The sequence below is a fragment of the Acinetobacter sp. 243_ASPC genome (genome assembly GCF_001054715.1).
GTDB classification, from domain to species: Bacteria; Pseudomonadota; Gammaproteobacteria; order Pseudomonadales; family Moraxellaceae; genus Acinetobacter; species Acinetobacter soli.
Genome location: NZ_JVOR01000010.1, coordinates 63,774 through 76,669 on the forward strand (window position 1 = coordinate 63,774; position 12,896 = coordinate 76,669).

A 12,896-nucleotide genomic window follows, 5' to 3' on the forward strand; every position below is an offset into this window, starting at 1 on the left:
ATAATTAACTCTCTATTTATGTGACTAAAAGTGTGCCGGGATAGTGCAAATAACGCTTGAACGAGTGTTATTTGTTAAGATCTAAAGATGCATAAATCCATTTTCGCTATTGAATATAAGTATTAGAAAATGTAGCCTATGCCGAGCTGAATCTATAAAAGTATAGAAATTTTTTTTGTAGATAAGTCTTTAATAAATAGAAAGTAAGATCATACTTTCCTGTAAGTTGTTTTTTTGATTACGGCATACAGCTTTTTTTTGAAATAAAATATAAGCTTACTTAAAAGGTCCAAGATGGCTTCAAGATTAAATGCATCTTATGTTTCAATTTTACAAAGATTCTCCGATGTCGTGTCCATTTACCTTGGATTGTATGTTGTCTTTAAAATTAATGGACTTCCGATCACAAATTACACATTACTGGCATTCTTAAGTATCGTCAGTATCTTTCAATTGTTGGGTGGCGTGACCGATTTTTATCGCTCTTGGCGAGGGATGAGCTTTTCAAGTGAACTTATCTCATGTGTCAAAAATATCTCGTTAAGTGTGATTTTATTTTTTCTCATTAGTGCACTATTTGTCCAAGTTAAAGCTGTCATTTTTCTAGAAGTTATGCTCCTTCTGATTGTATTTATGGGACTTTTACGTGCTTCAATTCGTCTTTTAAATTCAATATATTATAAACTTGTTAATCAATCTAAAGATATTTTGGTGATTGGTGATTCAGTTAAAGCCAGCAAACTCTTTATAGACTTAAGCCAGTCGAAATGGATGGGCTATCATGCAATTGGTCTATTTTCTTTTAACATCGATTTTGATAAAACCAATTTTCATGGTGGTATCCAAGACGCAATTGAAAAAATTCAGACTGGAGATATTCGTAAAGTCTATATCGTGATTGATCAACATAACATGAAGCAGGTTGAGTCTTTGCTGGAAATGTTGGCCGATTCGACCTGTTCTGCGGTGATTATTCCCGATCTGTTCTCTTACGATTTTCTATACTCTCGCGTAGAAGATATCAACGGAACGCCTGTAATTCCCTTATTTGATTCACGTATTGACGGAATCAATGACTTTCTCAAACGTATTGAAGATATCGTGATCGGCTCACTAATTTTAATGCTGATTTCGCCTATTCTTCTGGTTGTTTCAGTGGCCATCAAATTGAATTCTTCAGGTCCTGTCTTCTTCAAGCAAATTCGCTATGGCCTAAATGGTAAACCGATTTTAGTCTATAAATTTCGAACCATGAAAGTGATGGAAAATGGTGCTGTGGTCAAACAAGCCGTTAAAGATGATCCACGTGTGACTAAAGTAGGTAAATTCTTACGTAGAACATCGCTCGATGAATTACCGCAGTTTTTTAATGTCATTTTAGGTAATATGTCGATTGTGGGACCGCGTCCTCATGCAGTGGCGCATAACGAGGAATATCGTAAATTAATTCCAGGATATATGCTCCGCCATAAAGTAAAACCCGGGATTACGGGATTGGCACAGATTCGAGGCTGGCGCGGCGAAACCGATACATTAGATAAAATGGAACGTCGTATTGAGTGTGACCTTGAATACATTCGAACATGGAGTATCTGGTTAGACATCAGAATTATTTTTCTCACGATTTTTCATGGTTTTATTCATAAAGCAGCATATTAGAAAAAAGATACATCATTATTTGATGTATCTTTTCATTAAAATCTAAAGTATCGATTTATCTGAATCAAAGTTTTTTAACTTAAACAAGTGAACATAATGATCAAAAAAGCAATTCTTCCAGTCGCAGGCTTAGGCACTCGATTTTTACCTGCAAGTAAGTCAATTCCCAAAGAAATGGTGACTGTGGTAGACCGCCCTGCCATTGAATATGTAGTCCGTGAAGCAGTTGAAGCTGGAATTACGCAAATTATTTTAGTGACACATTCCTCTAAAGCGTCTATCGAAAATTACTTCGATCGCAACTTTGAGCTTGAAACCACGCTCGAGATGAAAAAAAAGTATGACTTGTTGGCAGAAATTAGTCATATTGTTCCTGAAGGTGTAAGTATTGTCAGCGTTCGTCAGCCTCAACCTTTAGGTCTTGGACATGCCGTATTATGTGCCAAAAGTATTGTGGGTGAAGATGATTTTGCAGTTCTACTGCCAGATGTTTTGGTAGAAGCGAAAAATAATCAAAATGATTTGGCGCAAATGATCGCACGCTTCGATGCAGTTCATGCGGCACAAATTATGGTTGAAGCAGTGCCTGATCATTTGGTAGATCAATATGGCATTGTTGATGTGGCTCAGGCACCTCAAGAGGGTCAGAGTGAAGTGATGAAAGGAATTGTTGAAAAACCAAAACCAGATGTTGCACCATCAAATTTGTCTGTAGTGGGTCGTTACGTTTTACCGGCAAAGATTATGCAATTGTTAGAACAAACGCCTAAAGGTGCAGGCAATGAAATTCAGTTGACCGATGCAATTGCCTTGTTACAAAAGGTGGAAACTGTTGAAGCATACCGTATGCAAGGTCAGACTTTCGATTGCGGGAGTAAATTAGGTTATCTGAAAGCAGTACTCAATTATGGTATAAAACACCCACAGCTCGGGCAAGACTTTAAAAAACTGATACAAGAGCTCGATATTTAACATTTTGAAATTTCGGCGTAGATGAGAATGAAAATAGCAATTTTTGGGACCACACTTCATGCTGGCGTTATGGCTGCATTACTTGCAGAGCGCGGAAATGAAGTCCTTTGGTGTACCGATCATGATTTTACTGGCCATGAAGAGCAACTCGTCTGTCAGACCTACCAAGAGCAGGATGTCAATCGTCTGCTGCTCAAGCAACGACAAGTCGGTTTTTTAAAAGATTGTTCATTTTCATCTATTCCGCTTGATATCGAGGCCTACCTGTTTTGCTTTAGTCCAACAGAACTTGAAAAAGGCCTTGAGGTGACCCAGCGCCTTAATGCGCGCCCGATTATTCATCCGCGTTTGATGGTCAATGGTTCAACTTTTGGCTTACATGGTACCGAAAAACTCAAGCAAAACCTTCCTAAAGATCATTGGGTGTATTTCCCCGACATGATTCAGGAAGGTAATGCGATCAATAGCGTATTGAGCGTCAAGCATGTGATTGTCGGGGTAGAGTCCGATTACAGCAAAACGATCATGCATGAAATGCTTCGACCTTTTTTTCGCTTTAATCACCAATATTTGTTTATGCCGATTTTAGATGCCGAATTTACCAAACTGAGTATTTCTGGCATGTTAGCTACTCGTATCAGTTACATGAATGATCTAGCCATGGTCGCTGAGAAGCTTGGCATTGATATTGCTAACGTAAAAGAAGGTATGGGCGCAGATACCCGGATTGGATCGGCCTATTTATCTGCTGGTGTTGGTTTTGGTGGCGAGAATTTTTCGCATGACATTTTGACGCTATCAAACGTGGTTTCGGGCAGTGGAGCGAGAAGTCGCTTGCTGGAACAGGTTTGGGAGATCAATGAGCAACAAAAAGAAGTGTTGTTTCGTAAACTCTGGAATTATTATCACTGTGATCTAAAAGGTAAAGTGATTACCATTTGGGGTGCCGCGTTTAAAGAGAATACCTCTAATATTCATAATTCTCCTATTCATAGCATGTTATTGGCTTTGTGGGCGCAAGGTGCAACTGTAAAATTGCATGATCCTCAGGCACTTGAAGTGATTCAAAGCCTATATGGAAAACGTGACGATTTAATTTTGTGTGAAGATCAATATGAAGCAGCCCGTGGTGCACATGCGCTTTGCGTGTTGACGGTCTGGAAACAGTATCTCAGTTTAAATTATAAAAAACTTCAACAATTGATGGCTCACCCGTTTATTTTAGACGGACGTAATGTCTACGATCCGGTCTACACAAAACAACAAGGGTTTGCCTATGAGGGTATAGGTCGATTATGAATAAGAATATCGAGCACTTTCCGAGGAAAACAGTGTTAACACCTCAACAAAAACTTGCCCAGCTGATGGATCAGCACGAAGCAGTTCATTTAAATGAATTGTTTGAAATGGAACAGGATCGTTTTACCAAGTATTGTGTAGGCTGTGACGATCTGGTCTTCGATTTTAGTAAACAACGGATTAATGCGTCGATTCTCGATGCATTGGTCGAGCTTGCTGAAGAAAAGCAGCTCAAGCAATGGATTGATACCTTATTTTCAAAAAATAAAATCAATTATACCGAGCAGCGTGAAGCCATGCATTGGGCATTACGTTTACCTGAAAATGATAAAACTTACCCAGAGCTTGCTGCACAAGTGGGTGAGCAGCTTGACCGGATGTATGATCTGGTCAATAAAATCCATGCAGGACAGTACCGCGGTGCAACAGGTGAAGTCATTCAGGATGTTGTGAATATTGGGGTTGGTGGTTCAGATCTTGGCCCTTTAATGGTCAGTCATGCGCTCTCCGACTTTAAAGTCAAAACTGCAAAACCACTCAATATTCGTTTTGTTTCCACCATGGATGGTAGTCAGCTCTCCGATATGCTGCACCAGCTACGTCCTGAAACCACCTTATTTATTGTTTCATCCAAATCGTTTGGAACCATTGATACACTCTCCAATGCACATACGGCGCGTAAATGGCTGGAAAAAGCACTCGGGCGTGAAAAAGCGGTACTCAATAGCCACTTTATCGGCGTATCGACCAAACCTGAAAAAATGACCGAATGGGGTATTCATCCAGACAAACAATTCTTACTGTGGGATTGGGTTGGAGGGCGTTATTCATTATGGTCATGTATTGGTCTACCGATTGCGCTGACCATTGGCGTTGAGGGTTTTAAAGCGTTCCTCGACGGTGCACACAATATTGATCAGCATTTTCAGAACACCGAATTTTCTCAAAATCTTCCGGTTTTGATGGGATTAATTGGAGTATGGAATACCAATTATCTCAAGCTAAATACCCATGCTGTTTTACCCTATGATGGTCGCCTGAAATACTTTACTTCGTACCTGCAACAGCTGGAAATGGAATCGAACGGTAAATCCACTCAGCGTAATGGCCATAAAGTAGAACATACCACTTGTCCAATTGTATGGGGTGAAGTTGGACCGAATGCACAACATGCCTTTTATCAGTTGCTGCATCAGGGCACGCATTCGGTGAGCTGTGACTTTATTGCGCCGATCAAACGTTATAATGCCAACCACTTTACTTATGCCAAAACTGCCGATACGCTAATTGATCAGCACTTACTGGCGTTATCGAACTGTCTGGCACAATCGCGCTTACTGGCATTTGGTAATCAGGTACTCAATCCTGAAGAACTCGAACAGCTTCCTGCCTATAAACAGTATGAAGGTAATCAGCCAAGTACCACCATGCTGTTAAAAGAGCTGTCACCTCGAACCATGGGTAAATTGATTGCGTTGTATGAACACAAAGTATTTGTACAATCGGTCATTTGGGACATCAATCCATTTGATCAATGGGGCGTCGAAAAAGGCAAAGAAATTGCCAATGAACTGTTGCCGATTTTAAATGGGCAAACAGCGGAAGTCACACATTTGGATGCATCAACACAAGGGTTGATCGAGTTTTTATTGGAAAAAACAGATGGCTAAAATTTTGGTAACGGGTGGTGCGGGCTATATTGGCTCGCATACCTGTGTGGAGCTGCTTCAGGCGCATCACGATGTTGTGGTATTGGATAATCTGTCTAACAGCTCACGCGAGGCGTTGGTACGTGTAGAAGCGCTCGCAGGAAAATCGCTGGAGTTTGTTGAAGGAGATATCCGAGACAGTCAAATGCTGGATCAGGTGTTTAAACAGTTTCAAATCGACGCCGTGATTCATTTTGCCGGACTCAAAGCCGTCGGTGAAAGCCAGCAAATTCCGCTGACTTATTTTGACAATAATATTGCTGGAAGTATTCACCTGGTCGATGCTATGGCGCGTGCAGGTGTATTTAAACTGGTCTTTAGCTCGTCTGCAACGGTATATGATGAAGCCAATAGCTCGCCGTTAAACGAAGATATGCCAACAGGCATGCCATCGAATAATTATGGCTATACCAAATTGATTGTTGAGCAAATGCTACAAAAGCTGGCATTGGCCGATGCTCGTTGGTCGATTGCCCTGTTGCGGTATTTTAATCCGGTGGGGGCACACTCAAGTGGCCGTATTGGTGAAGATCCGCAGGGGATTCCAAACAATTTAATGCCTTATGTCACGCAAGTGGCGGTTGGTCGACGTGAAAAACTGTCGATTTTTGGACAGGATTATGACACGGCCGATGGTACGGGCGTACGTGATTATATTCATGTGGTCGATCTGGCCAATGCGCATTTATGTGCACTCAATAACCGTTTGAATGCTCAAGGTTGCCGCGCGTGGAATATTGGAACGGGGCAAGGCTCTTCAGTGCTTGAGGTGAAAAATACCTTTGAACAGGTCAATGGCGTGCCCATTGCATTTGAATTTGCACCGCGTCGTGAAGGTGATGTGGCGACATCGTTCGCCGATAATCAGCGTGCGATGAATGAACTGGGCTGGGCACCCAAATACACACTTGAAGATATGCTTAAAGACAGCTGGAACTGGCAAAAACAGAATCCTCAAGGTTATTAAATCTTCGTTTTTAATTCAGCTTTTTGAATGACCCCTAAGGATGGTGGTCATTCATGGCGTGTGTATAATAGCCTCAATCCGAATTTGTAGTGGCGATTATGCGCTTTGTTCTGTTTCTTCTGACCGCCGTTCTGATCAGTCTCGCTTGGCTTTCGCCCGATCATAGCTATCCATGGTTGACTTTTGCCAGTGAAATGCTCAGTTTCGCTGCCTTACTCACCTTACTCACTGTCTTTTTAAAACAACCGCTCCGCTTGCCACGCATTCAGTTGCTGGGCTTGCCGATTGTGTTTATTCCATTGTTACAATGGGGTTTTGGCTTAGTCATCGATCTAAGTGCTGCACTTCTCTCCACCGCATATTTATTGGGTTTTTGGTACGCAGTGCTGTTAGGGTATAACCTCAGCTTAACCCATACAGATCAGCAGCAGACCTTACGCCAATGTTGTTATGTACTCTATGCCGTTGCATTGACCACCAGTCTGATTGCGTGTGTGCAATGGCTGAACTTGGAAGCACATGTGCCAGGTGTGATGACGCTTTATAGCCATCGGCCTTATGCAAACTTTGCCCAGCCCAATAATATGTCGACTTTTCTGATTATGGGGCTTTTGGCATGTTTGTATTTGGCAGAAACGCAGGCCATGAAACTGCGTTATCTCTGGCCAGTCGCAGCTTTAATCATTTTTGCTATTACCTTAAGCCAGTCACGTACTGCTTGGGTATTCGGACTATTTTTTCTGGGTTACTGGGCGTATAAATCTTGGCGCTATCCAACCCGTATCAACCGTGGCTGGATCATGCTGTGGGGTGTTGGATTTTTTGCTGTGGGGCTGGCGTTTCCGCGATTGACCCGATGGATCCAGAGTTTAAATCAGACCGATGTAGTCAAGACCTCAAGCATCATGCAGCGCGCCAGCGCTGGGCATGAACGCATCGGCATCTGGGAACAGATGCTGCACGCCATTCAGCAGCAGCCATGGACAGGGTATGGATGGAATCAGACCAGCCTGGCTGAACTGTCGAGTATGCCATTCAACAAAATTCATGTTTGGTTTAATAGCTCGCACAATGTGGTACTGGATATTCTGGTCTGGAATGGTGTAGTACTCGGTGGTCTCATTTTAGTGTATTTCACACTGTGGATGATTTGGCTGAATTATCATAGCAAGCGTATCGAGTCGATTGTGGCCAGTTTAATGGTGGCAGCCGTGTTGATTCATGCTTTGTTGGAGTATCCACTGCAATACGCTTATTTTTTATTGCCTGTTGGTTTTTTGATGGGCTTAATTCAAGCGCAGACACCCGATCAGAAATGGTACGCGTTACCGCGTGGAATCACCCGTGTGGTTTGGCTTGCAGGTTTTATTCTGCTGGCACTGATCTGGCGCGATTACAGCCTATATAAACTCAATAGTGTCAGAATTATCAAAAAGCAGCCGCCCAATGTTGAGATTTGGGGCAGTGCCAAGATCTTGGTTCTCACCGAGTTTGATCAGCGTTTAGACTGGTTAAAATTAAGTCCAGTGGCTCAGTTGAGTTTGCAACAGCTGAATCAAATTGAAAAAATGGTCTACAACAAAGCCACACCTTACAATATGCAAAAGTACGCGCAATTATTGCTGGCAAATGGACAGGTCGATAAGGCCAGAGAGCAGATTGGCTATTTAAGTCGTTTGCATAAAAAAGACTACTCACTCTATGATTTAGAGCAGGCCAATGCATCGGCGCTCAAGCAAGCAAAGTAATGTTTGAGAAATAAAAAAAGGCGATTCTTGGAATCGCCTTTTTTGTGGATATGGCTTAGGCCTGAATCAGTGCAGTAACTTCATCGACATACTGCTCAATCGGTTGAGCTGCCTGATCATGACCACGACTTTCGATATTCAGGCGCAATAGCGGCTCAGTATTCGAGGCGCGGACATTCATACGCCATGTTCCGAAGTCTAGGCTCACACCGTCGGTACGGTCAATCTCGGGATTTTGATCATTGTAGTGATCAAATAGTTTTTGAATGGTGGCTTGGGTATCGGCCACTTTAAAGTTGATTTCACCACTGCATGGAAACTTGGCAATCATGTTTTCAACCAATGTCGATAACGATTGCTGTGTTTCAGACAATAAGGTTAATACCAATAACCAAGGAATCATACCGCTGTCGCAGTAAGCAAAATCACGGAAGTAATGATGCGCGCTCATCTCACCGCCATAAACAGCATTGTGTTCACGCATCACTTGTTTAATAAATGCATGCCCCGATTTAGATTGAACCGTGACGCCGTCATGAGCATCGACAATATCAAGGGTGTTCCAGACCAAACGTGGATCGTGGACAATTTTTTCCCCTGATTGTTTCAACAAGAAGGCTTGTGCAAGCAAGCCAACAATATAGTAGCCTTCGATAAACTGGCCTTTTTCATCGAATAAGAAACAGCGGTCAAAATCGCCATCCCATGCAATCCCCATGTCTGCCTGATGTTCAATCACTGCATTGCGCGTGCTGTCACGGTTTTCAATCAGTAAAGGGTTCGGAATACCATTTGGAAAGCTGCCATCAGCTTCATGATGAATCTTGATAAATTCAACTGGCACGTTCAGGCTTTTAAATTCATGCTCAAGTGCATCGATCACGTGGCCTGCAGCACCGTTACCAGCATTGACCACCAATTTAAGTGGGCGGATTTTGTTGGTATCAATATAAGTCAGTAAGTGCTGAATAAATTCTGGCAAGATGTTGTACGCTTGTGTGGTGCCTTTGACCGCAACATCATGAAATTCATTGCTTTCAGCAAGTGCCTGAATTTCTTTTAAACCAGTATCAGCACTGATAGGGCGCGCATTTTCACGCACTAGCTTCATGCCGTTGTAGTCCATCGGGTTATGACTTGCAGTCACTTCAATACCACCTTGAACATCTAGATGAAAAGCGCCAAAGTAGACCTCTTCAGTACCGGTCATCCCCAAATCAAGTACATTGACACCGGCATCGTTTAAACCGCGAATAGTGGCTTGTTTGAGGTCTTCACTACTTAAACGGACATCGCATCCGACCACGACAGTTTTAGGTTGATAAATCTGACCATAGGCACGGCCAATTTTGTAAGCAATTTCTTCGTTTAGTTCTGTACCGAGTTTGCCTCGAATATCGTAGGCTTTAAAGCAGGTGAGTGTTGTCATCTTGAATTAGATATTAAAAAAATTATGTGCGCCCATTATACCCAAGCCACATGAAAAGAATATGATCGTTTAAACCAGATCGGTAAAAGCCTGATACGGTAAATTGCATCAAAATATAACGGCTTGAATTCACAGTTTGATGTTTAAGCAATGGTTTTGAAAATTTCATAGCACGATTGACGAAACCATTGATGGCTGGTCTTGTGATGACAACACATATGCCAGTGCTGCTTGATGCTATAGGTGGGAAACTCAAGCGGTGCATCGTAAATTTGCAGGTTACCGCGTGCCAGTAAGACCTGACTCAAATAATACGGTACGGTGGCAATCGCATCGGTTTCCTGGACCACCAGCCCTACACCCAGATAACTGGGTAATCGAATGAGTACGTTGCGTCTTAAACCTTTGTTTTGCAGCTCATTTTCGATGTGATAATGCCCAGCACCAGCATCAATATCGATGTGCATTTCACGAATATAATCATCAATACTGATGCGGTCACTTTGCAGGCGTGGATGATTTTTACGGGAAATCACCACATAACGCTGTGAAAACAATTTCTGTTGATAAAAACCATCTTCGAGCTGAGGCAGAAAGCCAATGGCCAGATCGATTTCACCATTTGCCATTTGATAGCTGGTTTCTGAGCTAATCGGACGGACATTGAGCCGAATAAACGGCGCATTTTTATTTAAAAACTGAGTAATTTGTGGCAACAACACCAGATGCGACACATCGGTCATGGCCAAGGTATACAGCAAATCCGACTTGGAAGGATCGAAATTCACACTGAAATTATTAATACTTTCAACTTTGTTGATCACTTCACTAATCAGCGGAAAAATTTGCTTGGACAATTCGGTGGGAATCATTTCATTGCCCACACGTAAAAACAACGGGTCGCCGAAATGCTGGCGAATTTTGATCAAGCCATTGCTGATGGTCGGTTGACTCACACCAATCGCATCGGCTGCCGTCGAAACACTCTTTGATTTATAAACATGATAAAAAATATTGAGTAATCGGCTATCAAGATCAAACATGTTGTGTTGTCCTTAACCATTCAAAATAAAAGAAGGGAAAACCGACGGCTCTTTGCAAAGTATTCATGTCTTCATCATAACATTGAACCCAATCAATCGATTAGGATTTTCAACCAATCTGCGTCTGGAGTTGTCGTGTAGATGGATGCTTGGCCTCATGCCTACATCAGTGTTTCGCGATGACCAAGAAGACAAGCGATGTCCTTTACTTTATATTGGTATGACCAATTTAAATTTAAAATAAGCATTGAGATTCTATTTTAGCTGGTTTAGTATGCAAAAAATAGAAATCCCCTAGCATATTTTTGCTTAAAGCTAAATTGGTATGACCAATTTAAATATATTGACTGGTTTGCAGGAGCATTTTTCCTGAAAACAAAATGATTCTCGGCATTTCAAGGAGATGAAAATGCTGCATGTTTGGCAACAAGCCTATGACCCTCTAAATAATATCTGGCTATCCAGCTTGGTCGCGCTGATTCCGATTATTTTCTTTTTTATCGCACTTGCCGTATTACGTTTAAAAGGCAGTGTTGCGGGGACCATTACGGTGGTGCTGGCGCTTTTAATTGCATTGTTTTTTTACCAAATGCCAGCAGCAATGGCTTTTGGTGCAGTGATTTATGGCTTTTTTTACGGATTATGGCCGATCTCGTGGATTATTCTGGGAGCGGTATTTTTATATAAAGTTTCGGTCAAAACCGGACAGTTCGACATTATTCGTTCCAGTATTTTATCAATTACCGCAGATCAGCGCCTTCAGATGCTGTTGGTCGGATTTGCCTTTGGTACCTTTTTAGAAGGTGCAGCAGGCTTTGGTGCCCCTGTTGCCATTACCGCGGCATTACTGATGGGTTTAGGGTTTAAACCGCTCTATGCCGCAGGCCTGTGTTTGATTGTGAATACCGCACCGGTGGCTTTTGGCGCGATGGGAATTCCAATTATTGTGGCAGGGCAGGTTTCTGGGGTCGATACCATGGAAATCAGCCAGATGGTGGGGCGTCAGCTGCCTTTTCTGGTGATCATTGTACTGTTTTGGATTATGGCCATTATGGATGGCTGGCGTGGCGTGAAAGAAACATGGCCTGCGGTTTTGGTGGGCGGTGGAGCATTTGCGATTGCGCAGTATCTGACCTCAAACTTTTTGGGGCCTGAACTACCGGACATTACGGCTGCGATTGCATCCTTAGTCAGTTTGACGGTGTTATTTAAATTCTGGCAACCCAAGCATATTTTTAGATTCGAACAGACCGAAGACACTCAGACTGCCCCCCAATCTGTACAACATTACCGCGTAGGTCAGATTGCCAAGGCGTGGTCACCATTTATGATCCTGACGCTCATGGTCACCCTCTGGAGCATCAAACCATTTAAAGCATTATTTGCCAAAGGCGGTGCATTGGAACACTGGATTTTTAAGATTGAAGTACCCGGCTTACATCGATGGGTCGAAAAAGTTCCACCGATTGTGCCAGAGCATACTCCCTACGATGCAATTTATAAGTTCGACTGGTTTTCTGCCACCGGAACAGCCATTTTTATTGCCGCAGTGATCACCATCATTTTCTTAAAAATGAATGCAAAGCAGGCTGTGGTGACTTTTGGCGAAACTTTAAATGAGCTAAAAGTACCGATCTATTCAATCGGGATGGTCTTGGCTTTTGCATTTATTGCCAACTATTCTGGACTGTCTGCCACCTTGGCGCTTGCTTTATCGCATACGGGCCATGCGTTTACCTTTTTCTCGCCATTTTTAGGTTGGTTAGGGGTGTTTTTAACGGGTTCGGATACCTCATCGAATGCCTTGTTTTCGGCATTACAAGCCACCACCGCCCAGCAGATCGGTATTCCTGAGGTGCTGTTGGTAGCAGCCAACACCAGTGGCGGCGTGACAGGTAAAATGATTTCACCTCAGTCAATTGCGATTGCCTGTGCTGCGGTGGGTTTAGTGGGTAAAGAATCGGATTTGTTCCGTTTTACGGTAAAACATAGCATCATATTTACCATCTTTGTGGGCATCATTGTGACGGTACAGGCGTATATTGTGCCGTGGATGATTCCCTAAACTCA

General features: G+C 42.6%; 9 protein-coding genes. 7 read left to right on the top strand and 2 right to left on the bottom strand.

The genetic code is table 11. The features are described from left to right. Positions 1–351: 351 nt before the first annotated feature. The 6 genes from ADA42_RS01430 (at position 352) to ADA42_RS01455 (ending at position 8,354) form a co-directional block, all read left to right on the top strand. The gene (locus ADA42_RS01430) at positions 352–1,659 is read left to right on the top strand and encodes an undecaprenyl-phosphate glucose phosphotransferase (protein ID WP_241485674.1); all 1,308 of its coding nucleotides are present in this window, start codon (positions 352–354) and stop codon (positions 1,657–1,659) included. Positions 1,660–1,755: 96 nt separating this feature from the next. After that, a complete protein-coding gene (gene galU / locus ADA42_RS01435) occupies positions 1,756–2,631 on the top strand; it encodes a UTP--glucose-1-phosphate uridylyltransferase GalU (RefSeq protein ID WP_048763202.1) in 876 nt (291 codons plus the stop codon). A gap of 27 nt (positions 2,632–2,658) precedes the next feature. Beyond that, positions 2,659–3,930 carry a nucleotide sugar dehydrogenase gene (locus ADA42_RS01440; protein WP_004941725.1) on the top strand — a complete coding sequence of 424 codons (1,272 nt, stop codon included), beginning with the start codon at positions 2,659–2,661 and terminating at the stop codon, positions 3,928–3,930. Beyond that, the gene (gene pgi / locus ADA42_RS01445; protein WP_048763204.1) at positions 3,927–5,600 is read left to right on the top strand and encodes a glucose-6-phosphate isomerase; all 1,674 of its coding nucleotides are present in this window, start codon (positions 3,927–3,929) and stop codon (positions 5,598–5,600) included. Before ADA42_RS01440 ends, pgi begins: the two co-directional genes overlap by 4 nt. Next, the gene (gene galE, locus ADA42_RS01450; protein ID WP_048763206.1) at positions 5,593–6,606 is read left to right on the top strand and encodes a UDP-glucose 4-epimerase GalE; all 1,014 of its coding nucleotides are present in this window, start codon (positions 5,593–5,595) and stop codon (positions 6,604–6,606) included. Before pgi ends, galE begins: the two co-directional genes overlap by 8 nt. 98 nt (positions 6,607–6,704) lie before the next feature. Beyond that, complete coding sequence (locus ADA42_RS01455; protein WP_048763208.1) at positions 6,705–8,354, top strand: PglL family O-oligosaccharyltransferase; 1,650 nt, start codon at positions 6,705–6,707, stop codon at positions 8,352–8,354. A 55-nt stretch (positions 8,355–8,409) separates the two neighbouring features. On the opposite strand, the gene ADA42_RS01460 is transcribed toward ADA42_RS01455, so the two are convergent. Both ADA42_RS01460 and ADA42_RS01465 read right to left on the bottom strand, forming a co-directional pair. Continuing rightward, entirely contained in the window at positions 8,410–9,783 is a 1,374-nt protein-coding gene (locus ADA42_RS01460) for a phosphomannomutase/phosphoglucomutase (protein ID WP_048763210.1), read from the bottom strand. A gap of 143 nt (positions 9,784–9,926) precedes the next feature. Next, entirely contained in the window at positions 9,927–10,826 is a 900-nt protein-coding gene (locus ADA42_RS01465; RefSeq protein WP_004941710.1) for a LysR family transcriptional regulator, read from the bottom strand. A gap of 403 nt (positions 10,827–11,229) precedes the next feature. On the opposite strand from ADA42_RS01465, the gene lldP reads away from it, so the two are divergent. Beyond that, positions 11,230–12,891, top strand: coding sequence for an L-lactate permease (lldP, locus tag ADA42_RS01470; RefSeq protein ID WP_171076855.1), 1,662 nt, complete (start codon positions 11,230–11,232; stop codon positions 12,889–12,891). The last annotated feature ends 5 nt before the right edge of the window (positions 12,892–12,896 follow it).

Bases quoted from the DNA above. Each gene is read 5' to 3' on its own strand.
- galU (WP_048763202.1), top strand. From the start codon at position 1,756: ATGATCAAAAAAGCAATTCTTCCAGTCGCAGGCTTAGGCACTCGATTT.
- pgi (WP_048763204.1), top strand. From the start codon at position 3,927: ATGAATAAGAATATCGAGCACTTTCCGAGGAAAACAGTGTTAACACCT.
- ADA42_RS01460 (WP_048763210.1), bottom strand. From the start codon at position 9,783: ATGACAACACTCACCTGCTTTAAAGCCTACGATATTCGAGGCAAACTC.
- ADA42_RS01440 (WP_004941725.1), top strand. From the start codon at position 2,659: ATGAAAATAGCAATTTTTGGGACCACACTTCATGCTGGCGTTATGGCT.
- ADA42_RS01455 (WP_048763208.1), top strand. From the start codon at position 6,705: ATGCGCTTTGTTCTGTTTCTTCTGACCGCCGTTCTGATCAGTCTCGCT.
- galE (WP_048763206.1), top strand. From the start codon at position 5,593: ATGGCTAAAATTTTGGTAACGGGTGGTGCGGGCTATATTGGCTCGCAT.
- lldP (WP_171076855.1), top strand. From the start codon at position 11,230: ATGAAAATGCTGCATGTTTGGCAACAAGCCTATGACCCTCTAAATAAT.
- ADA42_RS01465 (WP_004941710.1), bottom strand. From the start codon at position 10,826: ATGTTTGATCTTGATAGCCGATTACTCAATATTTTTTATCATGTTTAT.